At 61.5% G+C, this 23,034-nt stretch carries 28 protein-coding genes; 11 read left to right on the top strand and 17 right to left on the bottom strand.

Annotated elements, in window-relative coordinates; genetic code table 11:
* Positions 1-8 precede the first annotated feature (8 nt).
* Positions 9-857, bottom strand: coding sequence for an aldo/keto reductase (locus HJB83_RS18515; protein WP_221115762.1), 849 nt, complete (start codon positions 855-857; stop codon positions 9-11).
* A 151-nt stretch (positions 858-1,008) separates the two neighbouring features.
* Here HJB83_RS18515 and HJB83_RS18510 point away from each other — a divergent pair, with 151 nt between their 5' ends.
* Complete coding sequence (locus tag HJB83_RS18510; protein WP_221115761.1) at positions 1,009-1,602, top strand: LysE family translocator; 594 nt, start codon at positions 1,009-1,011, stop codon at positions 1,600-1,602.
* Here HJB83_RS18510 and HJB83_RS18505 read toward each other — a convergent pair.
* The 3 genes from HJB83_RS18505 to HJB83_RS18495 are packed head-to-tail and all read right to left on the bottom strand — an operon-like array spanning position 1,594 to position 3,914.
* Complete coding sequence (locus tag HJB83_RS18505) at positions 1,594-2,070, bottom strand: DUF2269 domain-containing protein (protein WP_221132068.1); 477 nt, start codon at positions 2,068-2,070, stop codon at positions 1,594-1,596. The two genes, HJB83_RS18510 and HJB83_RS18505, sit on opposite strands and share 9 nt — an antisense overlap.
* The gene (locus tag HJB83_RS18500) at positions 2,070-3,353 is read right to left on the bottom strand and encodes an SDR family oxidoreductase (protein ID WP_221132067.1); all 1,284 of its coding nucleotides are present in this window, start codon (positions 3,351-3,353) and stop codon (positions 2,070-2,072) included. The genes HJB83_RS18505 and HJB83_RS18500 overlap by 1 nt, the downstream gene beginning before the upstream one ends.
* A 21-nt stretch (positions 3,354-3,374) precedes the next feature.
* Entirely contained in the window at positions 3,375-3,914 is a 540-nt protein-coding gene (locus tag HJB83_RS18495) for a hypothetical protein (RefSeq protein ID WP_259671354.1), read from the bottom strand.
* Positions 3,915-4,301: 387 nt separating this feature from the next.
* On the opposite strand from HJB83_RS18495, the gene nthA reads away from it, so the two are divergent.
* The 3 genes from nthA to HJB83_RS18480 are packed head-to-tail and all read left to right on the top strand — an operon-like array spanning position 4,302 to position 5,960.
* Positions 4,302-4,946, top strand: a complete 645-nt coding sequence (gene nthA / locus HJB83_RS18490) for a nitrile hydratase subunit alpha (protein ID WP_221159574.1) — start codon at positions 4,302-4,304, stop codon at positions 4,944-4,946.
* Positions 4,943-5,602, top strand: coding sequence for a nitrile hydratase subunit beta (gene nthB / locus HJB83_RS18485; RefSeq protein WP_221132065.1), 660 nt, complete (start codon positions 4,943-4,945; stop codon positions 5,600-5,602). The genes nthA and nthB overlap by 4 nt, the downstream gene beginning before the upstream one ends.
* Positions 5,589-5,960 carry a nitrile hydratase accessory protein gene (locus HJB83_RS18480; RefSeq protein WP_221132064.1) on the top strand — a complete coding sequence of 124 codons (372 nt, stop codon included), beginning with the start codon at positions 5,589-5,591 and terminating at the stop codon, positions 5,958-5,960. Before nthB ends, HJB83_RS18480 begins: the two co-directional genes overlap by 14 nt.
* A 202-nt stretch (positions 5,961-6,162) precedes the next feature.
* On the opposite strand, the gene HJB83_RS18475 is transcribed toward HJB83_RS18480, so the two are convergent.
* From HJB83_RS18475 to HJB83_RS18455, 5 genes are all read right to left on the bottom strand, one after another.
* Complete coding sequence (locus HJB83_RS18475; RefSeq protein ID WP_221132063.1) at positions 6,163-6,945, bottom strand: anti-sigma factor; 783 nt, start codon at positions 6,943-6,945, stop codon at positions 6,163-6,165.
* Positions 6,942-7,457, bottom strand: coding sequence for an RNA polymerase sigma factor (locus tag HJB83_RS18470; RefSeq protein WP_221132062.1), 516 nt, complete (start codon positions 7,455-7,457; stop codon positions 6,942-6,944). Before HJB83_RS18470 ends, HJB83_RS18475 begins: the two co-directional genes overlap by 4 nt.
* Before the next feature lie 49 nt (positions 7,458-7,506).
* A complete protein-coding gene (locus tag HJB83_RS18465; protein ID WP_207581064.1) occupies positions 7,507-7,887 on the bottom strand; it encodes a hypothetical protein in 381 nt (126 codons plus the stop codon).
* Between the two features lie 157 nt (positions 7,888-8,044).
* The gene (locus HJB83_RS18460) at positions 8,045-8,461 is read right to left on the bottom strand and encodes a VOC family protein (protein ID WP_221132061.1); all 417 of its coding nucleotides are present in this window, start codon (positions 8,459-8,461) and stop codon (positions 8,045-8,047) included.
* Between the two features lie 40 nt (positions 8,462-8,501).
* Complete coding sequence (locus HJB83_RS18455; RefSeq protein WP_221132060.1) at positions 8,502-8,837, bottom strand: cupin domain-containing protein; 336 nt, start codon at positions 8,835-8,837, stop codon at positions 8,502-8,504.
* A 137-nt stretch (positions 8,838-8,974) separates the two neighbouring features.
* Between HJB83_RS18455 and HJB83_RS18450 the strand changes: the two genes are divergently transcribed.
* A complete protein-coding gene (locus tag HJB83_RS18450) occupies positions 8,975-9,553 on the top strand; it encodes a MarR family winged helix-turn-helix transcriptional regulator (RefSeq protein WP_221132059.1) in 579 nt (192 codons plus the stop codon).
* A gap of 115 nt (positions 9,554-9,668) precedes the next feature.
* Positions 9,669-10,157, top strand: a complete 489-nt coding sequence (locus HJB83_RS18445) for an Rrf2 family transcriptional regulator (RefSeq protein ID WP_221132058.1) — start codon at positions 9,669-9,671, stop codon at positions 10,155-10,157.
* Here the strand turns inward: HJB83_RS18445 and HJB83_RS18440 are convergent, their stop codons facing one another.
* The 4 genes from HJB83_RS18440 to HJB83_RS18425 form a co-directional block, all read right to left on the bottom strand.
* On the bottom strand, positions 10,158-11,639 hold the full coding sequence (locus HJB83_RS18440; RefSeq protein WP_221132057.1) for a mechanosensitive ion channel family protein: 1,482 nt from the start codon (positions 11,637-11,639) through the stop codon (positions 10,158-10,160). It abuts the gene before it with no gap.
* Positions 11,640-11,733: 94 nt separating this feature from the next.
* A complete protein-coding gene (locus HJB83_RS18435) occupies positions 11,734-12,153 on the bottom strand; it encodes a cupin domain-containing protein (RefSeq protein ID WP_221132056.1) in 420 nt (139 codons plus the stop codon).
* Between the two features lie 61 nt (positions 12,154-12,214).
* Positions 12,215-12,970 (bottom strand): SDR family oxidoreductase, encoded by a 756-nt coding sequence (locus HJB83_RS18430; protein WP_221132055.1) that lies wholly within the window; start codon positions 12,968-12,970, stop codon positions 12,215-12,217.
* A 68-nt stretch (positions 12,971-13,038) separates the two neighbouring features.
* Positions 13,039-13,518, bottom strand: coding sequence for a carboxymuconolactone decarboxylase family protein (locus HJB83_RS18425; RefSeq protein ID WP_221115751.1), 480 nt, complete (start codon positions 13,516-13,518; stop codon positions 13,039-13,041).
* Between the two features lie 132 nt (positions 13,519-13,650).
* Here HJB83_RS18425 and HJB83_RS18420 point away from each other — a divergent pair, with 132 nt between their 5' ends.
* Together HJB83_RS18420 and HJB83_RS18415 are read left to right on the top strand one after the other, a co-directional pair.
* Positions 13,651-14,568 (top strand): LysR family transcriptional regulator, encoded by a 918-nt coding sequence (locus HJB83_RS18420; RefSeq protein WP_221132054.1) that lies wholly within the window; start codon positions 13,651-13,653, stop codon positions 14,566-14,568.
* Between the two features lie 79 nt (positions 14,569-14,647).
* Positions 14,648-15,775 carry an ATP-dependent RecD-like DNA helicase gene (locus HJB83_RS18415; RefSeq protein WP_207581058.1) on the top strand — a complete coding sequence of 376 codons (1,128 nt, stop codon included), beginning with the start codon at positions 14,648-14,650 and terminating at the stop codon, positions 15,773-15,775.
* A 124-nt stretch (positions 15,776-15,899) separates the two neighbouring features.
* On the opposite strand, the gene HJB83_RS18410 is transcribed toward HJB83_RS18415, so the two are convergent.
* On the bottom strand, positions 15,900-16,592 hold the full coding sequence (locus HJB83_RS18410) for a MerR family transcriptional regulator (RefSeq protein WP_221132053.1): 693 nt from the start codon (positions 16,590-16,592) through the stop codon (positions 15,900-15,902).
* Between the two features lie 456 nt (positions 16,593-17,048).
* Between HJB83_RS18410 and HJB83_RS18405 the strand changes: the two genes are divergently transcribed.
* Together HJB83_RS18405 and HJB83_RS18400 are read left to right on the top strand one after the other, a co-directional pair.
* A complete protein-coding gene (locus HJB83_RS18405) occupies positions 17,049-17,801 on the top strand; it encodes a pyridoxine 5'-phosphate synthase (RefSeq protein WP_221132052.1) in 753 nt (250 codons plus the stop codon).
* A 176-nt stretch (positions 17,802-17,977) separates the two neighbouring features.
* A complete protein-coding gene (locus tag HJB83_RS18400; protein WP_311044282.1) occupies positions 17,978-19,810 on the top strand; it encodes a WG repeat-containing protein in 1,833 nt (610 codons plus the stop codon).
* Positions 19,811-19,924: 114 nt separating this feature from the next.
* Here HJB83_RS18400 and HJB83_RS18395 read toward each other — a convergent pair whose 3' ends face one another.
* Complete coding sequence (locus HJB83_RS18395; protein ID WP_207581055.1) at positions 19,925-20,833, bottom strand: SDR family oxidoreductase; 909 nt, start codon at positions 20,831-20,833, stop codon at positions 19,925-19,927.
* A 123-nt stretch (positions 20,834-20,956) separates the two neighbouring features.
* On the opposite strand from HJB83_RS18395, the gene HJB83_RS18390 reads away from it, so the two are divergent.
* Positions 20,957-21,373, top strand: coding sequence for a helix-turn-helix domain-containing protein (locus tag HJB83_RS18390; RefSeq protein WP_207581054.1), 417 nt, complete (start codon positions 20,957-20,959; stop codon positions 21,371-21,373).
* 37 nt (positions 21,374-21,410) lie between these two features.
* Here HJB83_RS18390 and HJB83_RS18385 read toward each other — a convergent pair whose 3' ends face one another.
* Together HJB83_RS18385 and HJB83_RS18380 are read right to left on the bottom strand one after the other, a co-directional pair.
* A complete protein-coding gene (locus HJB83_RS18385; protein WP_246762763.1) occupies positions 21,411-21,593 on the bottom strand; it encodes a DUF6429 family protein in 183 nt (60 codons plus the stop codon).
* 165 nt (positions 21,594-21,758) lie between these two features.
* Positions 21,759-22,982 carry an MFS transporter gene (locus HJB83_RS18380; protein WP_207581053.1) on the bottom strand — a complete coding sequence of 408 codons (1,224 nt, stop codon included), beginning with the start codon at positions 22,980-22,982 and terminating at the stop codon, positions 21,759-21,761.
* Positions 22,983-23,034 lie beyond the last annotated feature (52 nt).

Raw genomic sequence — 23,034 nt, 5'->3', positions numbered from 1 at the left:
GCTGAAGATCAGAGCATCTCCAGCGGTTTTTTCTTGGTGGGCGGCGGGAAGGCGGCGTCGAGCGCCTGCCAGTCCTCGGCAGTGATATCGAGCGAGACGCAGTCGCGGTTTTCCGCCGCGCGTTCAGCATTCGATGTCTTCGGGATGACGATGACGCCGTCGCGTTCGAGCAGGAAGGCCAGCGCCAGCTGGGCGGGCGTTGCCTGATAGGCCTTGGCGATGCGGATCAGCTCGGGATGATGCAGGATATGTCCCTGCTCGATCGGCGAATAGGCCATGACGGGAATCTTACGGCTCTGGCACCAGGGCAAGAGGTCGAATTCGATGCCGCGGCGGGAGAGATTGTAGAGCACCTGGTTGGCGGCGACATTGGCGCCGTCGGGCACTCCGAGAAGTTCCTCCATGTCGCCGGTGTCGAAGTTGGAGACGCCCCAGGCGCCGATCTTGCCGGATGCCTTCAGCATTTCGAAGGCCGCGACGGTCTCGGCCAGCGGATGGCTGCCGCGCCAGTGCAGGAGATAGAGATCGATGCGGTCGGTGCGAAGCCGTTCGAGACTGCGCTCGCAGGCATCGACCGTGCCCTTCAGGCTGGCGTTCCAGGGATAGACCTTGCTGACGATGAAGACCTCGTCGCGCCGTCCGCTGATCGCTTGGCCGACGATCTCTTCGGCACCGCCGTCTCCGTACATTTCGGCGGTGTCGATCAGCGTCATGCCGAGATCGATACCGACCTTGAGACTTTCGATCTCCGCCCTAGCGTGGCCGGCATCGTCGCCCATGGCCCAGCTTCCCTGGCCGAGTGCCGGCACTTGCACGCCGTTCGGGAATGTAATGGATGGGATCGGGTCGTCCTGCATGGGTTTTCTTCCGTTCGCGAAGAGATTGGGCCGTATCGCCATCTTTCAAGCAATCCTGTCACCGTGACAATGATGGAATGGTGTCAGCTGTTTAGGACAGTTATGCTGACCTAAAATGAACTCGGCCGAGAAGGTCGGTTCGGGAGGTCGCATGCCGCTGGATACATTTCTCGCCCTCATTCTCTTCGCCTTTACGACGTCGATCACGCCGGGGCCGAACAATATGATGCTTTTTGCATCGGGCGTGAATTTCGGCTTCCGCAGGACGATCCCGCATATGTTCGGCATCGGTGTCGGCTTCTTCTCGCTGCTCATCGGCGTCGGCCTCGGGCTCGGTGCGGTTCTGCATACGGTGCCGGTCGTCTATATGGCGCTGAAATTTGCCGGCGGTGCCTATCTCGTCTGGATCGCCTGGAAGATCGCCTCTTCGCGGTCGCTCGTCGAAGGCAGGAGCGGCGTCGAGCCGATGTCCTTCTTTTCGGCTGCCGCCTTCCAGTGGGTCAATCCGAAAGCCTGGGTAATGGCGGTCACCGCGATGGCGACCTATACCAATCAGGAGCTTTACTTGGGCAGCGTGCTTCTCGTCGGCCTGGCTTTCGCAGCCGTCAACGTGCCAAGCGTATCGACATGGGCGGGCTTTGGTTCGGCGTTGCGGGAATGGCTTTCCGATCCGGTGCGGCTGAGATGGTTCAATATCAGCATGGCGGTGCTATTGGTGGCGAGCCTCTGGCCGATGCTAAAATAGAGCGATTGCCGGCTTCATCAGCATCAGCCAGAGAATGCCGACGACGGCTGAGAAGGCCGGAAAACCGCAGGCGAACCAGATGCGGTAGAGGCGAAAATAAGCCGGCGGCAAGGCGCTTCCAGACGCCGCGGCCATGCGGGCGAGATCGCGCAGCCGGATCTGGATCCGGACAACCGGCAGCCAGAACAGGCCGGTGACGACGTAAAGCAGCAGCGAAAGCGCGATCCATCCCTCCGACAGCTCCCAGCCGATCGATCGGGCCAGCAGAGCGCCGGTGGCCGGCTGGAGAATGGCTGCGGTGGCGGTAAAGACGGTGTCTGCGACGACGACGGTGGCGGCGACATGGGCAATCAGCCGGGGATCACGTGTCCGGTGCGCCATCATCATGAAGAAGGCGATGCCGGCGCCGGTGCCGAAGAGCACGGTCGCGCCGATGACATGGGCAAAGAGCAACCATTGCTCAAGCATCAGCGTTCATCCAGGGTGGCGAGGGCTGTCAGCGTCAGCAGGATCGACGGCAGCACCTTGACGAGCGGGCCGAGCGGATCGAGCCAGAGTGCCGGTTCTATGAGGCTTGCGCCAATGAGATAGGCGAGCGACACGGCCAGCATGCCGAGAAGAGCGCGTTTGGCCAGCGGACGGAAAAGGACGGCGGCGCCGAGCGCGATGTCGATCAGGCAGGTGGCCAGTGTCAGCATCGTTGCGGCTGCCTCCGGCATAAACGGCAGGAAATGGGTGGATGTTTTCTCGATCGCAAGCAACGGGATCAGGCCGGAGAGCAGCCAGAAGGCGGAGAGGCCCGAGATGACAAGCGGCTTCAGGAGATAGAGCCGGGCAAACCAGAGATCCTGCACGCCGGAGGGATTGCCCGAAAGGGTTGCGGCCGCCGAGAGAGTCGCCAGGCCTGACGGTGGCGCGCGATCCATGCTGATACCTTCGGACATGACGGTCATGGCGGTAGAGCGCAGCGGCGAGCGCCAGCCGAGATGACCGGCCATATCCGCAAGCCATGTGACCGGCCTTGCAAGAATGGGCGGAATGGAAATGACGGGTGCATGCGGCAGGCCGAGCCAGGCGCGGTGGAGTTTGACGAGGCTTGCGAGCGTTTGCCGTTCTTCGGCCGCCAGTTCGATATCGCTGCCGGAGGGGAGCGCACCGCAGATTGCGGCTGAGACTGCGGCGGCGACATCTTCGACGGCGACGGTTTCGACCGGGCTGTCGGCGTGGATGAGCGGCAGGACGAGGGGGATGGTAGCGAGGGAACGCAGCAGCGCTGTGCCACCGTGGGCGTTTCGGCCGAGCACTAGCGCTGGGCGCAGGATCACGTAGGGAATGCCGCTTGCCGCAAGCGCCAGGTCGGCGGCACGCTTGGTCGCTAGAAAGGGCCGATCACGACCGGCGCCGTCAGTGCGCGCCGATATCTGGACGATCAACTTCACGCCGGCCGTGCGTGCTGCTCCCTGCAGCGCGATCATCGCCCGTTCCTGTGTGGCGGCAAGGTCGTCAGACAGGCCGTCCTGCAAAGCGCCAGCGCCGTTGACGACAATCTGCTGGCCTTCAAGTACCGTCGCCCAGTCGGCCGCGTCGGTCATCCTAGCCAGATTTGCGCTGATCCAACGGATGCTGGGCTGGCGGAGGCGCGCCCGGCCGGGATTCCGGCCAAGCCCGGTGATGACATGGCCATCCTCTAGCAATCTTGCCGCGACCGCCGAACCGATAAAGCCTGTAGCACCGAGAATGAGAATATTCATAAGGAGGAGGTTACCGATACCTCAAGCAATTTTACGCGGATCGATTTTTGCCATGGGAACGGCGCATTCGGTCACGATTTGTGCTGCCAGTAGCGGGTCTATCGGCTGCTCGTCGATCGCGAAAGCAAGCTCGATTGCCATGCCGATCGCCAGCGGCCGCCGCCGGACCGGGACATGGTTCATATCCAGAACCTGCCGGGCAATCGGCCAGAGGCGCCTGACATAGCTGATGGGCAGGGCGCCGGGCTGATCATCTTCCGCCAACCGTGGCCTGCCGAACTGCGGATCGCCGATGGTGGCCGCGACATGGCGAAACGTATCGAGGACCGTCTCTTGCGACAGAACCGCGCCCTGGTTTCCGGCGGCGCCATAGGTCAGCGCCAGCAGAGAATCATGGCTTTCCAGCAGGAAAGCATTCGGCAGATTGCCAGCGTAGTAGCGAGATCCATCCCTTGTTTCCATGGTGACTAGATCGGCGCCGTCGCGACATTGCCCTGCTTCAGCCACATTGAGTGCGGCAAGAACACAAGAGAATCCGCCGATTGATCCGAGCGCCGCCAATAGATCGATCATCCGAAAACGGCCGTCTTCGGCGATTTCCTGACGGATCCGGTCGAGGAGGGCGCGGGCCACTAGCCTCGGGCCTTGCAAAGGATTGCCGGCCTCGTTCGGGCGCGGATCGTCCTGCACAGCGCTTTGCGCACGGATCTTTATTTCCTCTGCCTGAGAGGAGGAGGAAGAGGCGGGCGGATTGGTTCTTCGGCCGAATGTCGGAGTTTTCATGCGGTGCAATCTGAAGATGAAGCCATTAATGTTTGGTTATATCGGCGGGGTGAAGGATGGTTTGCTTAACCAATCCCTATTCGCCTGGCGGCATCTTTACGAGAAACGCACTTGGCGGCCATCCGACCAGCGCCTAAGATCCAGCCGCCTATTCGGGAGAGCGTTATGCGGCACAGCGACGATCATGCAGGTCATGACCACGACGACCATGACCACGACAACCACTATTCCGACATGCAGGCCCGCGTCAAAGCGCTGGAAACGCTGCTGACGGAGAAGGGTCTGATCGACCCCGCAGCGATCGATGCGATTGTCGAGACCTACGAGACCAAGGTAGGGCCGAGGAACGGCGCGCATGTCGTTGCCAAGGCCTGGAGCGATGCCGATTTCGCCGACTGGCTGAAGCGCGATGCGACGGCGGCGATTGCCAGCCTCGGCTATACCGGCCGGCAGGGCGAGCATATGCGCGCCGTCTTCAATACGGCCGAGACCCATAATCTCATCGTCTGCACGCTCTGCTCCTGTTATCCCTGGTCGGTGCTCGGCCTGCCGCCGGTCTGGTACAAGGCGCCGGCCTATCGCTCGCGCGCGGTGATCGATCCGCGCGGCGTGCTTGCCGAATTCGGGCTGACGCTGCCGAAGGACAAGAAGATCCGCGTCTGGGATTCGACGGCGGAGCTGCGTTATCTCGTCATTCCCGAACGGCCGGACGGCACGGACGGAATAGACGAGGCAGCACTTGCCGGACTCGTCAGCCGCGATGCAATGATCGGCACGGCCGTCGCCCGAAGCCCGGAGGCTCTCGCATGAACGGACCGCACGATCTCGGTGGTCAGATGGGTTTTGGTCCTGTCGCGCCGGAAAAGGACGAACCCTGTTTCCACGCCGAATGGGAAAAGCGGGCGCTCGGCGTCACGCTTTCCTGCGGGGCTTTCGGCGCATGGACGATCGATGAAAGCCGGCATGTGCGCGAGAATATTCCGCCGGCCGACTACCTCGCCGCCAGCTATTACGAGATCTGGATCCGCGGCGTCGAGGTGCTGCTCGAACGGCACGGCTTTGCGACGCGCGCGGAATTGCAGTCAGGCCATGCCCAGCAGGGCGGTGCGGCGCCGAAGCGGGTGCTGAAAGCGGAGATGGTGCCCGCTACTCTGGCCAAAGGCGGACCTTGCGATCGTCCGATCGGGACGACGCCGCTCTTCGCGGTCGGCGAGACGGTGAGGACGAAGAATTTCAATCCGGCCACGCATACGCGGCTGCCGCGTTACGCGCGCGCCAAGATGGGCGTCGTCGAGGCGGTGCAAGGGGCTTTCGTCTTCCCCGACGACAGCGCGCACGGCCGAGGCGAAAATCCGCAATGGCTCTACACCGTCGTCTTAGACGGCGGCGAGATCTGGGGCGAGGGGGCGGATCCATCACTGACGGTCTCCATCGATGCGTGGGAGAGCTATCTTGAGCGTTTGTGAGATGCCGTCTCAGCTGGCGCAATCGCCAGGTTTGCCGAGGTCGCCGGAGGGGGATCCGGTTTTTCCCGAGCCTTGGGCGGCGGAAGCTTTCGCTATGACCGTGCACCTGTATGAGAAGGGGCTATTCGCCTGGGGCGAATGGGCTGAGGTTCTGTCCAAGGAGTTGCATAAGCCCGGCCGTGCCGAAGATGGCAGCGATTATTTCGACTGCTGGGTGGCGGCCCTTTCCGAGCTGCTCGTCAGCCGCGACATAGCAGATGCATCCGTCATCCTCGACCTGCAGCAGAGCTGGCAGCGGGCTGCCGAAGCCACGCCGCACGGGCAGCCGATCGAACTTACCAACGATCCGCTGCGCTGATCTGTAGAGCGGTTCAACGGAAGCGCAGAACCGCTCTAGTCTTTTGTTTTTACGCAATTTCGGCCGGAAAACCGCTTCGCACTTTTCCTGGAGTTGCTCTAAAGCGTGTCGCGATCTTTCAGATTCGGTTGTCACGCTTTAGGTCTTTGTTTTTATGCATGTCTTTATCGCAAAACCGCGGCACACTTTTGCGAGACATGCTCTAGGACGGAAACTGCCGGTAGCATTCCTCGGCAACATTACGCAGCGCCTGCCTGGAGATTTCGCCGGTGACGGCATAACCGAGTTCGCCGTCGATCCAGTAGAAGGTCTCGAGATTGCCCGATGAGGCGAAGCGGAAGCTGGTCGTGCGGTTTTCGGTGTTGCGGCCGACGATGACGGTCAGGCGTTCGCCTGCCTGGTTCTCGTACATGAACATGGCGCCCGGTCGGCCATCGACGGGCAGTAGGCGGCCGCCGACCAGTTTGAAGCCGAGCGGCTGCAGATTGGGGATCTTCAGATTCTGGATGGCCAGGCGCTTGCCGAGCCAGGTGGCGAGATGAAGCTCCTCGTCGGCGAAGACCTCGACCGGATGGCGAACCTCGGCGGCATAGACCATGAACGCGGTCTCAGCCTGCTTCGGCAGGGTTTCGGAGCCGGCAAGCTGCAGCTCCGGCCTTTCCAGCAGAGCCGGGCCGTAGTGGCCGGCGACGGCGCCGAGCGCGAAGACGACGAGGGCGGCGGCGGCGATCGCCAGGCGTTTCCGCCCCGATGAAATGGCGCGCAGGGGCGAGACGAGCAGAGTGTCGGTGTCCTTCGCGTGCTCATATCCTGAAAACAGCGACCGGATGCTGCTATTCTGCGCCTGCCATTCGGCGACCAGAGCCGCCTCGTCGGGGTTGTCGGCGAGGTAAGCCTCGATCCGGGCGCGCGCCGCTTGCGGCAACTGGCCGTCGGCATAGGCGTGGAGATCGGCTTCGGTGACGATCGGGTTGGCTTCGTTCATTTCGGCCTCCGAAGCGTAATGATGTTATCGGCTTTCAGCCGCTCGGCGACGCGCTGGCGGGCGCGCGACAGCCGGGACATGACGGTGCCGATGGGGATGTCGAGGGCAGCGGCAACCTCGCTATACGTGTATCCCTCGATGACCACGAGCATCAGCACGGCGCGGTGTTCCTCCGAAAGGCTGTTCAGCGCGTTGTCGAGCCGGGCGCGCTCCAGCGGATCGGCCAGCGTTTCGGGTGCCGCGATGTTCCCTGCGGCGTCGAGTTCAACGATAGCGTCGCGCGCCTTGCCGCGCCGGCCGTTGCGGTAGAGATTGGTCATAATGGTCAGGACCCAGCCGCGCAGGTTGAGGCCGCGCCATTGGCCACGGCGCGCCAGCACCTTCTCGACACAGTCTTGGAGCAGATCCTCGCCATCGGCATCCGAGCGCGTCAGGCTACGCGAATAGCGCCGGAGCGAGGGGAGGAGGGCCAGGATCTGGCCCTCGAAACTTTCCGGTGCGGGTGTTTTCACGCCGACCGCTCTCTTGTGATGACCGCCCCTTCGATCAAGGCCTCTACAATCAAGGTTTGGCAAGGCTCCAGTTGCCGCCGACGCCATCGCCGGTGATGTCGCCCATCTTCTTGTCCTTGACCCAGTAATAAAGCGGCATGCCGTCCTTGGCCCATTGCTTCGTGCCGTCCTTACGGTCGATGATAGAATATGCACCATCAGCCTTGGCACCGCCAGCGGCCATCAGCGGCGGCCAGTTCTTGGCGCAATCGTCGTTGCAGTTGGAAACGCCCTTGGCGTCCTTTTTGAAGGTGTAGAGGGTCATGCCGTCTTTGCCGGCAAGAACTTTACCCTTGGCGGATTCGACTTCCTTGACTGGAGTGGCTGCGAAAGCAGCCGTGGCGGCAAGGGCGGCAGCCGCCACGGCGAACAGGAATTTCACGGATTTCATGATGTCTCTCCTTGAGATTGGGCATGCAATTTTGCGATGCCTGAGATGAGACACGAGACGAGGCGGTTTTGTTCCCGACGCATGGAAAGTTTTATGGCAGGCGAGGCCGGCTTGAGCCGCTCGCCCGCACATCTCGGTCGTACCGGGCGCCTCCGCGCTATTGCCCGGAAGCGGAGGCTGCCGCCATATCGACCCACACGGCTTCGAAAATATGACCGTCGGGGTCCTCGAAGGCGCGGTTGTAGAGCCAGCCCATGTCCGTCGGAGCGCGTGGGTCGGCTCTGCCGCCTGTGCCTGCTGCGGCTTCGACGATGGCGTCCACCTCTTTGCGGCTGTCCATTGTCAGGGCGATCAGCATTTCGCTCGCCTTCTGCGCTTCGGCGACGGGCTTCGGCGTGAAGGTGGCGAAGTAATCGCGCGTCAGCAGGTGGAAGACAATGGCCTCGGACCAGACCATATTCGATGCCTGGTGGTCGCTGAACTGTTCGTTCTTGCTGCAGCCGATCACGTCGTAGAAGCGGGTCGCGGCAGCCAAGTCTTTCACTGGCAGGTTCACGAAGATCATCTTGGGCATTGCGATTGCCTCCTCTTCCTTTTTCGGGCGACGGCTCGCCTCAGACAAACTCTTGCACGATCGTGTCGCTCGCATGGATGCAGACGACTTCGAGCCGGTCGGTGCCGACATTCTCGAAACGATGGGGAATATTGGCGTCGACGACAACGATGTCGCCGGGAAAGACGCGGGTCTTGGCGTCCCCCACGGTGAACTCGGCTTCGCCCGTCCTGACCGCCCATGTCTCGGAATAGGGATGGACATGCAGGTCGGGCCCCTGGCCCGGCTCGTTGTCGACGATAAAAAGCGATACCGCGCCGCCGTGATCGCGGCCTTCGAAGCGGATGGTCCGGCTCTGATCGGGACTCGGTTCCTGGTGGCGAAGAATTCTGAACATCACGTGCCTCCCGCTCGTATCGGCTGAACAAAGTATCTTCTCGAGAAGATATATTCTGAAAACTGTCTTCTTGTCAAGATATCTTCCTCGCCCCGGATGGAAGGTGTATGTCTTGCCTGTGGTGATAAGAGGCAGAGATGACGAATGGAATTGCAGGGGACGACCATCGCTCCCCGGACAAGGGGCGCTCCGGAGAGGACCATGTCGACCGGCTGCGTCGACAATGGGCTGTAGAGTTGCCGGACCTCGATACGGAGCCGATGGCGATTCTCGGGCGGACGTTTCGGCTGTCGAACCTAGTGCGCCCCAGCATCGAGGCGACCTTTGCCGATTTCGGCCTCGACCGCGGCGAGTTCGATGTGATCGCGACGCTTCGCCGGTCCGGACCGCCTTACCGGTTGACCCCGACCGACATATATTCGGCGCTGATGATCTCTTCGGGGGGCCTGACCCACAGGCTTGACAGGCTGGAGAAGGCGGGCCTGATCCGTCGCGAGAAATCGCAACGTGACGGGCGCAGCGTGCTGGTGGCATTGAGCGAGGCTGGCGCCGCACACGCCGAAAAGGCTTTCCGCACCGACATGGCGGGCGAATCCGCGTTTTTGCAAGCACTTGATGCGAACGAGCGCGAGGCGCTGGCGACGCTGCTGCGCAAGCTGCTTGCCGGAATTGAAAATGACCAGGCGCTAAGTGGGAACGAAGACACGGACAGCTAAATATCACCGCTCAAACAGAACACGCTGCTTTTACTGGTCGTTTACATCATGTCGATTTTCGGATAGCGTATATCCTTAAATCACTTCCTGAAACAGCCATCACGCGAGTTGCTGAATGATCCTGAAAAGCCAGGTCGAGTGGGCGCTTCATTGTTGCGCCATCCTCGCAGGCCTGCCAGAGGGCAGGTACCTTTCCACCAAGGCGCTCGCAGAGCTTCATGGTCTGCCGAAGGAATACCTCTCCAAGGCGCTCCAGAGCCTTTCGCAGGCGTCGCTGGTCGAGACCACGCTTGGCCCGACCGGTGGCTACAGGCTTGCGAGAGGGCCTTCGGAGATCAATTTTCTCGAGATCGTCGAGGCGGTCGAGGGAAAGGCGCTGATCTTCACCTGCACGAACATCCGCGAGAACAATCCATGCCGGCCGGCAGGCTATTGCGACAGCAAGCCCTGCGCAGTCGCCCGCATCATGTGGGAAGCCGACGAGGCCTGGCGCGATACGCTGAGACGGGTCCGGCTTTCCGATCTGGTCGGCACCTTGTCCGAGGAAGTGCCGGCCGAGCTTTGGCGGAGTACCTTCGAATGGGTTCTCAAGCGCGCCGGCTGATTACCCCCTGAAGATTGTCCTGATGGTTTTCAGGATAGCGCGCGCGCTGTGGGCGGGTTCCGCGGGCAGGGCGGCAACGTCGCGGAATCGCTCCGCGCGGAGGGCGAGGTCTTCGGCGATTTCTTCCGCCAGCGCCGGACGCTCATTCAGCAGCGGCGCGAAGGCTTGCTGATCGATTTCATAGACCGTCACGGCGGTAAGAGCCTCCAGGGTACAGACTTCCCGCATGGCCGCGAGCAGTCCGGTCTCTCCGAAAAAATCACCCGGCGCGAGCCGCCCGCGTTCCCAATCTCCGTGCCGCGCCGCGATAATGCCGGCCCGCACCATCATCAGGGACGGCAGCATTTCGCCCTCCCGCACGATCACGTCGCCCTTGCGGAACTCACGCACGGCGGTTGTCTCGGCGAGTTTCTGCTTTTCATCGGTCGTCAGCGCCGCAAAGATCGGTATGGCCTCGATCAGTTCGAGCGGCGTTACGCGGGGCGCCCGTGCGCTCTCTTCGGTCGGCAGATCGCCCGTCAGGACCGAGGCGGCCGCCGGAACGGCCAAAAGCAGGCCGGCCGATTTGCAGTGACGGTAGACGAGATCGAGCACCTCGTTTCGCGCCGTCGCGCGCTGGCTGGGGCTCGTCACCCGGAACTGTAGCTCGACCTCCAGTGCCGTGGCGTCCAGCCCCCTCAGCGCCACGACCGGCGGCGGCTCGCGCACGATGGAATTGCAGCTCGCGAGCGCCGACAACATCACTTGGCGGACCGATGCCGGCATCCGTGTCGGGGCGATGCGGATGGTGAGGATCAGCAGATGGCTTTCGTCCGGCCGGCTTACATTCGTCACGGCGAGCTTGGCCAGAAAACTGTTCGGCAGAACGACGAGATTGTTTGCGCTGGTCAGGATGTGCGTCGCACGCCAATTGCTTTCGACGACGCGTCCCTCTGTGCCGTCGCTCAAAAGAATCCAGTCACCGATGATGTATGGCCGGCCGAGGGTCAGCGCGATGCCGGAGAAGACGTCTGCGAGCGTGCTCTGCAGCGCAAGGCCGAGAATGATGGCGACGACGCCCGAGGTCGCAACGAGGGTGCCGATCGGCACGCCGAAGACGAAGGCCAGAACGGACAGGGCCATGCCGATATAGACGACGCCAATGACGAGATCCTGGAGCAGGCGAGCCTCTCGTGGACTGCCTTCCAGCACCAGATACAGCCTGATGAAACCGATGACGGCCCATGCCAAATGAATCCACCAGAGCGTTTTCGCGACGATGACGAGCAGGGCCTGCGGATCCTCGGACTCATATCCTTGAAACCGGTGGGGTTCGATGCCGCTGCCGACGAGGATCAAAGTCATCGCGGCGAAGAAGAATATCTGCACCACCAGCCGCGTCGTGGGCCGTTGGCGGGAAAGCAGGTGCCAGACGACGATCCCGGCGAAGCCGACTGTTATGAGCGATATCAGAGGCTTGCCGAAGAGCGCGTCGTAGATCATCTGTCTTTGTCTCCGGGAGGGGCGGGCGGCGTATGATTCAGCATGTCGGCCGCCAGCGCAAGCATCGGCCCGCGCGGACGGGTTTGGCGGCCACTTACTTCTTGAGGGGATAGGTCAGCTCTTTCTGGTTGGTGTCGACCACGAAGACGGCGAGCAGGCGGGCGGGCTTGGTTTCGCTGCCGTTGGCGCTGACGCCGTGCCGGTCGCCCGGCATTTCGGAGAAACTCTCGCCGGCATGATAGACCTTGACGGGGCCGTCATTGACCTGGCTGCGGATCGCTCCTTCGAGCACGGTGGCGTAGATGAAGGCCGTGTCCGGATGGGTGTGGCCTTCGGTGAAGCCGCCCGGCCCATATTCGACCAGCACGCCCTTGATACTCTTGCCCGGCACGTTCGGAAGCTCGTGCTCATAGACGAGGGTGACCTTCGCAGACTTGCTGTTGTCGTGGGCGCTGGCGCCGGTGGCAGTCAGAAAGGCGAGGGCGACGGCGGCGAGGACTGAGGTTTTGATCATTGGAATCTCCATATTGCTTGGATGAGCAGGACGCGCCTGAGCGGCCGCGTCCTGGCGCAAATCACTTCGGCTGGGCGGATTTTGCGAACCGTTGTTCGAAGGTGATCGAGCCGAGGCTGCGGCTGTCGTCGGAAACGAGCGACTGGTCGTTGAGCCGGACGCCGAAATATTTCGCTTCCGGATCGGCTTCGACGGTACGCGGGTCTTTCATCGCCTTCAGATATCGGGCGACGAGTTCGCTCAGGCGCGCCCGTTCCGGACCTGATATCTCGATTGTGGCGTTGGCGGGCGCGGAGAGCGCCACATCCGCCATGACGTCGGCGACGTCGTCGGAGGCGATCGGCTGGACATAGGCCGGCGACAGGCGAACTGTGTGGCCGACCGTTGCCGATTGGGCGATTCCGCCGAGGAATTCCATGAATTGCGTCGAATGCACGATGGTGTAGGGAATGCCAGACGCCTTGATCAATCTTTCCTGAGCGAGCTTGCCGCGGAAATAGCCGCTTTCCTGCAGTCGCTCGATACCGACGACGGAGAGAGCGACATGGTGTTTTACCCCGGCAACCTTCTCGGCGGCGAGAAGATTGCGGCCCGAGGTCTCGAAGAATTCGAGCACGGCCTTGTCTTCGAAGGATGGCGAATTGGCAAGGTCTAGCACCACTTCGGCGCCCGACAGCGCGTTCGCCAGTCCTTCTCCCGTGATCGTATTGACGCCTGAGTTCGGCGAGGCGGCAATCACGTCATGCCCGCGCTTGTGCAAGCGTTCGACAGTCTTTGAACCGATGAGGCCGGTTCCGCCGATGACAACGATTTTCATAACAGATCTCCGTTCGCTGCCGGGGTGCGACAGCGTCAAAGGTGAATCTTCTCAATGAATTGTGGGGTTTAGTTCAAGCCTGATTTGTCGAGGCCATAGGCCTTGTCGGCCGAGCCGGGGACCGTCTTGAAGCCGACATTGACGCGGTTCCAAGCATTGATGGCCATGACGACAAAGGTCAGATCGGAGATTTCCTTTTCGGAAAGCTGGCCGCGAACCCGTTCGTAAATCTCGTCGGGAATGCCGCCCTCGGGAAGCTTCGTCAGCGCTTCGGTCCAGGCAAGGGCTGCGCGCTCGCGGGGAACGAACAGGTTGGATTCCCGCCAGATGGCGACGTGATGGAGCCTGAGCTCGGTCTCACCATGGATCTTTGCCTGCTTCACATGCATGTCAAGGCAAAAGCCGCATCCATTGATCTGTGAAGCGCGGATCTCGATCAGGGCCTGAAGCTTCTCGTCGATCACGCTGCTCTTCAGCGCCATGCTGAATTCCATGAATTTCTTGAAAAGCTCGGGGGACTGCTGGGCGTAGTTCAATCGCTGGCTCATGTCATCTCTCCTCTAATTAAGGATATTTAGTATCCTTATGGATAAAAGATATCCTTAATTGCTGGACTGTAAAGCCATTCTCGCTTAGTTTGGCTGCATAAGGCCTATGCGCAAAAGTATGAGGGGGCAGGGATGGATATCGTTTCGGCATTGCGAGCCTTCCAACGCGTCGTGGAGACGGGCTCGTTTTCAGCGGCGGCGCATGATCTCGACGTGACACAGCCGGCGGTTTCACGGCAGGTCGCAGCCCTTGAAGGCCATTTCAACACGCGCCTCCTACATCGCACGACGAGCGGCCTGTCGCTGACGGCGGAGGGGGAACGGATGCTGCCGATGGCGCTGAGGATTCTTGAAGCGGTGGAGGAACTCGGCGATGCGGCCGGATCGGATGGGGCCATGGCTTCGGGGAGGGTCAGACTCAGCGTCCCCGCGCCGCTCGGCCTCTATCTCAGCGAACGGTTGGGCGATCTTCTTGCCGTCCATCCGAAGCTTTCGGTCGAACTGCTCCTCAGGGAGCAAAGCTCCGATATGATCGAGGAGCGCCTCGACCTCGAAGTGCGGCTGGGCTCGGTCGCTGACAGCAGCCTCGTTTGCCGGCGGATAGGTTGGACGACGGCCTTCCTTGTGGCATCACCCACCTATCTCGCGCGCAAGGAAGCGCCGCGGGCGCCGAAAGACATCAGGGAGCACGAATGTCTGTGCTACAACAGGGCCGGCGGAGCTTCCACCTGGTCGTTCTCGAATGGCTCGGAAGACATTTCGGTTCGGATTTCGCCGCGCCTGACCGCCTGCAGCGCCGTCGCCATTCACAGGGCAGCCCTTGCCGGCGCGGGCCTGGCGGTCCTCTCCCATATCATCGCCGTCCCGGATATCGCCGCTGGCCGGCTGATCCCCTTGATGGAGGATTTTCAACCAAGCCGCCTGCCGATCACGGTCGTATATCCCTCGAGGCGCAACATGCCGCTCCGCGTCAAGACGGTTCTGGATTTTCTGACCGATGCGATCGGGCGGGACCCGTCGATGTGCGCGAGCGGCATGGGCTGGCAGTAGAACGGATGATCGTCCCGCCGCGCGATTTGCCGTTTTCCGCCTTGCCTAACGCCCGCGAATCCTGCCAAGTCGTCCGATCATGCAATTTGCGCCGCAACAAGACGAAGCCCTCAAGGCTGTTTCGAAATGGCTGAATGAAGGGCGTTCGCCGCTCTTTCGCCTATTCGGCTATGCCGGAACGGGCAAGACGACGCTTGCCAAGCATTTCGCCGAGAATGTCGACGGTGATGTGCTGTTTGCGGCCTTTACCGGCAAGGCCGCACAAGTGTTGCGCTCGCGCGGCGCCTCCAACGCCCGGACGATCCATTCGCTGATCTACCGCCCGCGCGGCGAGGAAGCGGTGGAGGACGAAGAGACCGGCAAGACTTCGATCGCACCGATGTTTTCGATCAACCGGCAGAGCCCGGTCGCCAAGGCGGCGCTGATTATCGTCGACGAATGCTCGATGGTGGACGAGGCGCTCGGCAAGGATCTGATGAGCTTCGGCACGCCGATCCTGGTGCTCGGCGATCCCGGCCAGCTGCCGCCGGTCACCGGCGGCGGTTACTTCACCAATCAGGATCCCGATTACCTGCTGACCGATATCCATCGCCAGGCGCGCGATAATCCGATCATTAAGCTCGCCATGCAGGTGCGCGAGGGCAATGAGGTGATGTACGGCGATTACGGCACGGCCAAGGTGATCTCGAAGAACGAGGTGACGCAGCAGCTGGTACTCGATGCCGACCAGGTGCTCGTCGGCACCAACAGGACCCGGCGGCGCTACAATCAGCGCCTGCGCGAGCTGAAAGGCTTCAATGCCGATTACCCGCAGACCGGCGACAAGCTCGTCTGTCTCCGGAACGATCCCGCCAAGGGCCTGCTGAACGGCTCGCTCTGGCAGGTGATGACCTCGTCCAAGGAAACGACGAAGCCCGGCATCAATCTGCTCGTCCGGCCCGAGGATGACGACATGGACCGGGGGGCCGCCAAGATCAAGCTCCTGAAACAGGCCTTCGAGGATGTCGAAGGCGAGATTCCCTGGAACACCCGCAAACGCTACGACGAGTTCGACTACGGCTATGCGCTTACCGTTCATAAGGCGCAGGGCTCGCAATGGAACGACGTCGTGCTGTTCGACGAGAGCTGGGCCTTTCGTGATACGCGCGAACGCTGGCTTTATACCGCGATCACGCGCGCGGCGGAGACGCTGACGATCGTGCGCTGACCTCGATCGCGCCTCGCGATTTTGGGCGGGAAGTCGACGGTGGCGGCCGTCGGGAATGATGCGTGCAAGTTTGCACGCGGCTTGCGTTAGGCTTGCACGGGACGTGCGTTAGGCTTGCACGTGGTTATGCCTGGACGATGCCGAGCAGAACAGCCTTGGCGATCGCCTGGAAGCGGTTGTTGGCGCGGAATTTCAGGATGATTCCGGCTTCGAGATCCCTGGTTTCGTCATGTTTCAGGTCGAGCGCTCGGGCGATTCGCTGGGTGGAATAGCCCTCCGCCATCAGCTCCAGGCACTGCCGCTCCTGCGGGGTCAGGCTTGCGCTGTCCTGGTTGTCGTTCAACGGCGGCTCTTCGACACTGGCGTCATAATCCAGGAGGTCGCCGACCTGCTGGAGCTGGCGGTGCAGGGTCGACATCTCGGCCGTCAGCTCACGTTTGCGCACCTGCAGCGCTTCGCGGAACATCGCCTCGGCTCTTTCCTGCGACTCGGCCTTGCGAAGCTCGTCCATCAATTCCTGGATGACGGCGATCGGCATTCCGGTCTCACGGCAGACGGTGATGACCGCCATGCGCATCACATCGTCTTGTCCGTAGACCCGCATCAGGCCGATGCGATTGGCCGAAACCAACCCCTTCTCTTCGTAGAAATGCAGCGTCCTGTGCGTAACGCCGAATGCGTTGGCCATATCGGCGATTGGCACGGGACCGTCCGGTAGATCCGGCGGCAGCGCGGCCGAAGGCAGGAACCGGTATTTTGACCGGGCCTCCGAAGCGATACCGGCGGCAGCAAACAGGCGTTTGGAACCGTCTGGCATGAACCCTCCTAGGGCATAGTGTTGCACCTCATGCGGATTTGCCAGTTGCTTCCCAGGCGCGGCGAGTGGGGTTTTCCTCTGGGCGTTCTTGTCATTGGGAAAGAAGCAGTACGCGGCCTACGTTTACGCGATACAATGTCCATGTTATGCGTGAACGATCTTTTTTATAAGTGCTAAAAGTAATCTCTTTTAAATGGGATAGCAACGCGACGACGTGATTTGCCCGGGTTTCTGGGTGTGCTGCAGCAAAACACGCGCTGCATTGCAGCATCGGTCGGCCGTCTTCAAAGGCGACGGGAATTACTGTTTGCGGTACGCGGGGGAGGGTGAATACCCCCACCGACAGCGATGGCCATCAACAATCGGCATCGCATCCATCTGCGAATCTCCTTGGTCATCTCAAGGCACTTGGCTTAAAAGCAGGGGCCTTTGTTTTAGCACCGATGGATATCAGCCATGCCCGCCAAGCTCTCTGTGAACCTCAACGCCATTGCCATGCTGCGCAACCGGCGCGATTTGCCCTGGCCGAGCGTCGAAGCGCTCGGGCGCATTGCGCTTGCCTCCGGCGCCAGCGGCCTGACGGTGCATCCGCGCCCCGACCAGCGCCACATCCGCTTTTCCGACCTGCCGGTCATTCGCAACCTGATCGACGACGAATTCCCCGAGGCCGAGTTTAATATCGAGGGCTATCCCACGCAGGCGTTCTTCGAACTCTGCGCCGGGGCGGCACCGGAGCAGGTGACGCTGGTGCCCGACGATCCCGCCCAGGCGACCTCGGATCACGGCTGGGATTTCCGCAAGCACCGGGCATTTCTGACCGATGCCGTCGCGCGGCTGAAGGCGATGGGATGCCGGGTCTCGCTGTTTGCGGACGGCGATGGCGATGCTGAAGCCATTGATATCGCCAAGGCGGTCGGCGCCGACCGGATCGAACTTTATACCGGTCCCTATGGCGGCTGCTACGACGCGCCGGAACGGGCGGCCCCGATCCTCGACGCGCTCGGACGGACGGCGGATGCGGCGCTGGCGATCGGCCTTGCCGTCAATGCCGGCCACGATCTGACCGTCGAAAACCTGCCGGCGCTGGTGAAGCGCATTCCCCAGCTTGCCGAGGTTTCGATCGGCCACGGCCTGACCGCCGACGCGCTGGAATACGGCATGGCCGAGACGGTGCGGCGGTTCTGCCGGGCGTGCGGGCAGGCGGTTTAAGGAAGGGCTGTTTCCTTCTTGCGTATTGGCGGCAACTAATTTGATACGCTGCAAAGGTTTCCCGTGCTCATGGGGTGAAGGCGCTGGATTCCTGTACTCATGACCTCCGACCTGCGGATTGGCCATATTTCCAACACACGAGCATCTCCTAGTTCTTTCAACCGGGGGGCGTTAGGGTGAGCGTTGCTACACGTCAATTTATGTTTGTCGCGGCGGCATGGGCGAGTTTGCTCTGCTCCGTTGGAACCGGCGTCGCCGATCCCCGGCCGGAAAGATGGGTGGAAAGGTGCGGCGGCGTCTACGCTCTTTGCGGCTATATCGACAGAGCGACGTTAGAACCGCGGATTGATCGCAAGTTCGAAGTTGCGCTTCCTTTCTCGGAGGGGCTGGCCGCCGTGCGCTCCGAGGGGAAATTCGGCTATATCAATTCGAGTGGAGAGATGGTGATCGCGCCTGCGTTCGACCTTGCCCGCGGATTTCGCAAAGGCCACGCCGAAGTGGTGGTCGCTGACAAGGCAGGAATTATCGACAGAACGGGCAAGTTTCTGCTGTTGCCGTACTATGCGCGTGCCATTCCATTCGGAGCCGGGGCGGCGCTCGTTCGTCCCGGCAAAGCGGTCGCGTCGGATTCTTTCGGCTTCCTGCGTTTTATGTTCGGGGAACTGTTTTTTGAGAGGAGCGATCGACCCTATCTGCTCGTCGATCTGCCTTCAGGAAAGATACTGAAGGACGAGCTGGCCATTAAAGAATTCGAATTCGGCACTTTCGTTTGGGCAGCTCAGCCGGGAGATAAACGATACGGATTGCTTGCTCCCGACGGAACCTGGAAGGTCGAGCCTCGCTTCGAAACAGCCAGCAAACTCGGTGGAGGAAGAGCAATTGTCTGTTATGGCGGTTCGGCCGGACACAAAGGACAGTCCAGCCAACGTGACCGGGCCGACGCCACCCAATGCGGCGTGATCGGCCGGGACGGCCAAACTATTCTCGCCCCACAGCAATTTAGGATCCAGGATCATCGAAACGGGTTTTACCGTGTGGCCAAAGACCAGAAATTGGGCGTCCTTGACGAGGCGGGACGGTTGCTTGGCGGTCGTCTGTTTGACGATGCGAGACTGCCGGATTATTCCGGTGAGGTGGCCAGGGTATCGGTGGACGGCCAGTGGATCGGGCTCAACCGGGCCGGGGATCTGGTGCCCGACCCGGAGGACGGGAAGGCGTGGGCGGCATGTCCTTCGGGTCTCAAATTCATCCACCGCGGTAACCTTATTCAGGTCGTCGGAGCGGATGGAAAGCCGACCGTTTCGTATCTTTTTGACAACACGTACATGACCTGCGAATTCCCCGTATCGGTTCGGTACAATGGAAAATGGGGGTTTCTCAAGCAGGACGGTAAACTGCTTGTCGATCCACCATCATTTCAGAGCCAATCTGGTTTCAGCGGTGGCTATGCCGGCGTCGATGTTCAGGGCAAATGGGGAATACTGGACGCCAACGGTGTGTTAGCCGTCGCTCCGCAGTTCGATGAGTTGCAGCCCGATTCCGGTGCCTATGCGGTATCGAAGGATGGGCGGAAGTTTTGGATCGACGCATCAGGACGTGAAGTCTCCGAGCCGCGCCGCCTGGAAGACCGGCGATCAAAGTTGCGTTGCGGACCCGACGGCGGACAGCGCGTCTCGAGGAATTCGAACGGAACCTTGCTTTGGGGCATTGAGGATGCCGCCGGGAACACTGTCGTCGAGCCGAAATATCGGGCCATCACCTGTTTCCGGGATGGTCTCGCATGGGTTCCGCTCGACGAAGGACGAGAATGGTGTGCAATCGATCGGAATGAGCGGAAACGCGAGAGCGTCGCGTGTGTCAAGAACTGGGCTGACAGCAATGTCGCCGACGCGCGAACTGAGACAATGTCCGACGATCCCTATGAAAGCGGCGTGCTCTGGATGCGGGCCGAGCTTGAATACGGACTTGACCTCAGGGAAAAACCGCCTGGCTTCGTTTCGCAATTCTGAGGGGCGACCCTGCGCGTCGGTGCGGTGAGCGACACATCTGATGTGATCAGGGATCCAGTGTCCAGAATCGGAGTCCGCTCATCCCTGCCGCGAGCGCAGGGATGAGCGGAAAGCTCAATGGCCTCCGGCATTGCCTGAAGCCGTCAACGCAGCCTTGTGCGCCACGAAGAAATCCTTCAGCGGCTGCGGCTGTTTGCCGGTCAGCTTGGTGAAGTCTCCGGTGACGATGTCGAATTTGCCGGCGCGGATGTTGGCGTCGGCCGAAACCAGCATGTCGGCGACGAAACCGGGAAGGCCGGCGCCGCGGATGCCCTGGCCGAGCTGCTCGTCGTTGACGTCGACCACCTCGAGCGGCTTGCCGGCGACATCGGAGACGATGGCGGCGATCTGCCGGTTGGTGAGCAATTGCGCGCCGGTCAGCGTATAGGTGGCGCTCTCGGAGGTGCCGGAGGCAAGGGCGGCGGCGATTGCCAGGGCGCAGTCGTCACGCGAAATGGTCGAGACCTTGCCGTCGCCCGTGGCGCTGTACCATTTGCCGCCCTGCAGGTTGTGCGGCATGCCGTGCAGGTAATTGTCGTGATACCAGGCGTCGCGGATGATCGTATAGGCGATGCCGCTTGCCTTGATGGCGTTTTCGCTGCCGAGATGATCCGGCGCGAAGGTGACGAGCGAATCGTCCGGCGCCGGCATCGAGGTATAGGCGATGTGCTTGACGCCTGCCTTAGCGGCAGCGGCAACGGCTGCCTTGTGCTGGGTGAGGCGCTTGCCGGGGGTATCCAGCGCATCGGTGCTGATGATTAGCAGCCGGTCGATGCCGGCGAAAGCCTTCTCCAGGCCTGCCGCGTCATCAAAATCGGCCTTGCGGGTGACGACGCCCTTGTTTTCGAGTTCGGCGAGCTTTTCCGGGCTGCGCGTAGCCGCCACGATGCTGCCGGGAGCGACCTTATAGGTCTCGATGAGATGATGGATGACACGCTGGCCGAGCTGCCCGGCGGCGCCGGTGACAAGGATGGTTTCGTTCATACGTCGTTTCCTTCTGTGTTCTGGGGGTAGTCTCGAAAAGAGAGTAACACTAGAATAGGAATTGACTCGGCGATGTAAAGGAGGCAGTTTTTCGGCTCTACGTTACCAAAAGGGAACCAGCAGATGAGCGGTGCGGTCGTCAGTCTGAAGAACAGAATGCCGGGGGCGCGGCGCGAGATCGATCTGGCTGGCCTCGATTTTTCCAATTGTCCCGTCAGGGACATGATGCAGCAGATCGGCGGCAAATGGTCGACGCTGCTGCTCGAAGTGCTGGCGGCCGAGCCCCGCCGCTTCGGCGAGCTGCGGCGCATGCTTCCCGATATATCGCAGCGCATGCTGACGCAGACGCTGCGTGATCTGCAAAGGGACGGTTATGTCGCTCGCGAAGTCTTCCCGACCAAGCCGCCGAGCGTCGAATATTCTATGACGGATCTCGGCCGTTCGCTCTACCGGCCACTGTCGCAACTGTTGAACTGGGCGGAAGCGAACCACGACGCCGTTCGCGCCGCCCGTTCGCGTTTTGATTCAGCCGATAGTTAGTAAGGTAGGTCACGTTTCTAGAAACCGGAAACGGTGATCATTCCGGCGGTCGAGTAAAAAGAGCGCGGAACAATTCCTCAGATCGTCGCAAACCTTCGTCGCTCAGGACGACGGATTTGGCTTTGCCTGCGGGATTTGCGATCAGGCCCTTCCGATACAGACGGTCCATTGCGTCCCAGTCGAAGCCTTTCCAAGCTCTGTCCTCGTCATGCAGCGTCAGTCATAGCAATGCCAGAACAGCGTCATCGATCTTGTCTTCGTCTATGTCCATGCTGGAACATCCCATGCAGAAACGAAAATTCGGCAGCAGTGAGCGGATGCGTAGGCTGCTGCCGGGATGTCCGCATTTATAAGCCGGCACTGTCAAGGTTTTAGATATCCGGTCTCAGATTTTGCTTTCCTGCTTGCCGCGGTGTTCCGTCAGAAACAACAGGAAGGCGAGCGCCGGGAAGGCGAAGCCGATCCAGGCGGTCATCGTCCAACCGCCGGTCGCGTAGGCCCAGCCGCCGAGCGCCGAGCCGAGCGCGCCGCCGGCAAAGAAGGTGGCCATGAAGAGGCCGTTTAGCCGGCTGCGATGTTCCGGGTTCAAGCCATAGATGGCGCGCTGGCCGCAGACGAGATTGGTCGTCACCCCGAAATCAAGCATGATCGCCGCCACCGTCAGAAGGATCAGGGCGGTCAGCGAGCCGTCCGCGGCGAAATGGCTGATCAGGAAGGAAGCCATTCCGAGCAGCATGGCAAGCGTCGAGGCAATTTTCGTCATGCCGCGATCGGCAAGCCGGCCGGCGATCGGCGAGGCGATGGCACCGGCAGCACCGGCGAGCGCGAAGAGGGCGATGCCGTTCTGCGTCAGGCCGAAGGCCGGGCTTGCGAGCAGCAGCGGCGTCGTCGTCCAGAACAGGCTGAAGGCGCCGAACATACCGGCCTGATAAAGCGCCCGGCGCTGCAGCACGCGCGAGGTCAGCGCCAAGTGGCCCATGGAAGCCAGCAGCTCGCTGTAGCGTAGCTTCGTCTTCGGCACGCGGACCGGCAGGTTGGCGCGCAGGATGACGGCGAGCACGATCATCAACGCTGCGGTGACGTAATAGACCACATGCCAGGACGAGGCCTCGGCGACGAAGCTTGCGAAGGGGCGGGCCAGCATAATGCCGCAGAGCAGGCCGCTCATGACATTGCCGACGACCTGTCCCCGTGTCGCATCGGGGGCCATGTTGGCGGCAAAGGGAACCAGGACCTGAACGGCGACCGATGAAAGGCCGATGCAGAGTGAGGCGACGAGGAAGGCCGTGGGTGTTGAAGCCAGCGCCGCGCCGATCAGCGCAACAGCGGAGACGGCAACCAGCAGCAGCACAAGCCGGCGGTTCTCCGTGAGGTCACCGAGCGGCACGATCAGCAGCAGGCCGAGGCCGTAGCCGATCTGCGTCAGCGTGACGATCAGGCCGGTTGCGGCAGGCGTGAAGCCGAGCTCGGCGCTGATTAAGCCGGCAAGCGGCTGGCCGTAATAGAGATTGGCGGCCACCAGCCCGCAGGCGGCGGCAAAAAGAAAGGTGAGCCAGGGGGATAGCGCCCGTGGAATGGCCTTATCCGGCGCGGTGGCTGAAATGCTCATCAGAAACTCCGGTATGGTTGAAAGGATTAATCGCAAATCGGTCTGCCGGCAG

Source organism: Rhizobium sp. NZLR11, assembly GCF_019685115.1.
Classification (GTDB): domain Bacteria; phylum Pseudomonadota; class Alphaproteobacteria; order Rhizobiales; family Rhizobiaceae; genus Rhizobium.
This window is presented reverse-complemented; position numbering and strand designations above follow the sequence as displayed.

Coding starts and splice junctions, on each gene's coding strand:
- HJB83_RS18445 (WP_221132058.1), top strand. CDS start 9,669: ATGATCCTGAAAAGCCAGGTCGAGTGGGCGCTTCATTGTTGCGCCATC.
- HJB83_RS18380 (WP_207581053.1), bottom strand. CDS start 22,982: ATGAGCATTTCAGCCACCGCGCCGGATAAGGCCATTCCACGGGCGCTA.
- HJB83_RS18450 (WP_221132059.1), top strand. CDS start 8,975: ATGACGAATGGAATTGCAGGGGACGACCATCGCTCCCCGGACAAGGGG.
- HJB83_RS18435 (WP_221132056.1), bottom strand. CDS start 12,153: ATGATCAAAACCTCAGTCCTCGCCGCCGTCGCCCTCGCCTTTCTGACT.
- nthA (WP_221159574.1), top strand. CDS start 4,302: ATGCGGCACAGCGACGATCATGCAGGTCATGACCACGACGACCATGAC.
- HJB83_RS18390 (WP_207581054.1), top strand. CDS start 20,957: ATGAGCGGTGCGGTCGTCAGTCTGAAGAACAGAATGCCGGGGGCGCGG.
- HJB83_RS18500 (WP_221132067.1), bottom strand. CDS start 3,353: ATGAATATTCTCATTCTCGGTGCTACAGGCTTTATCGGTTCGGCGGTC.
- HJB83_RS18420 (WP_221132054.1), top strand. CDS start 13,651: ATGGATATCGTTTCGGCATTGCGAGCCTTCCAACGCGTCGTGGAGACG.
- HJB83_RS18505 (WP_221132068.1), bottom strand. CDS start 2,070: ATGCTTGAGCAATGGTTGCTCTTTGCCCATGTCATCGGCGCGACCGTG.
- HJB83_RS18410 (WP_221132053.1), bottom strand. CDS start 16,592: ATGCCAGACGGTTCCAAACGCCTGTTTGCTGCCGCCGGTATCGCTTCG.
- HJB83_RS18515 (WP_221115762.1), bottom strand. CDS start 857: ATGCAGGACGACCCGATCCCATCCATTACATTCCCGAACGGCGTGCAA.
- HJB83_RS18465 (WP_207581064.1), bottom strand. CDS start 7,887: ATGAAATCCGTGAAATTCCTGTTCGCCGTGGCGGCTGCCGCCCTTGCC.
- HJB83_RS18415 (WP_207581058.1), top strand. CDS start 14,648: ATGCAATTTGCGCCGCAACAAGACGAAGCCCTCAAGGCTGTTTCGAAA.
- nthB (WP_221132065.1), top strand. CDS start 4,943: ATGAACGGACCGCACGATCTCGGTGGTCAGATGGGTTTTGGTCCTGTC.
- HJB83_RS18475 (WP_221132063.1), bottom strand. CDS start 6,945: ATGAACGAAGCCAACCCGATCGTCACCGAAGCCGATCTCCACGCCTAT.
- HJB83_RS18440 (WP_221132057.1), bottom strand. CDS start 11,639: ATGATCTACGACGCGCTCTTCGGCAAGCCTCTGATATCGCTCATAACA.
- HJB83_RS18510 (WP_221115761.1), top strand. CDS start 1,009: ATGCCGCTGGATACATTTCTCGCCCTCATTCTCTTCGCCTTTACGACG.
- HJB83_RS18460 (WP_221132061.1), bottom strand. CDS start 8,461: ATGCCCAAGATGATCTTCGTGAACCTGCCAGTGAAAGACTTGGCTGCC.
- HJB83_RS18425 (WP_221115751.1), bottom strand. CDS start 13,518: ATGAGCCAGCGATTGAACTACGCCCAGCAGTCCCCCGAGCTTTTCAAG.
- HJB83_RS18395 (WP_207581055.1), bottom strand. CDS start 20,833: ATGAACGAAACCATCCTTGTCACCGGCGCCGCCGGGCAGCTCGGCCAG.
- HJB83_RS18430 (WP_221132055.1), bottom strand. CDS start 12,970: ATGAAAATCGTTGTCATCGGCGGAACCGGCCTCATCGGTTCAAAGACT.
- HJB83_RS18405 (WP_221132052.1), top strand. CDS start 17,049: ATGCCCGCCAAGCTCTCTGTGAACCTCAACGCCATTGCCATGCTGCGC.
- HJB83_RS18455 (WP_221132060.1), bottom strand. CDS start 8,837: ATGTTCAGAATTCTTCGCCACCAGGAACCGAGTCCCGATCAGAGCCGG.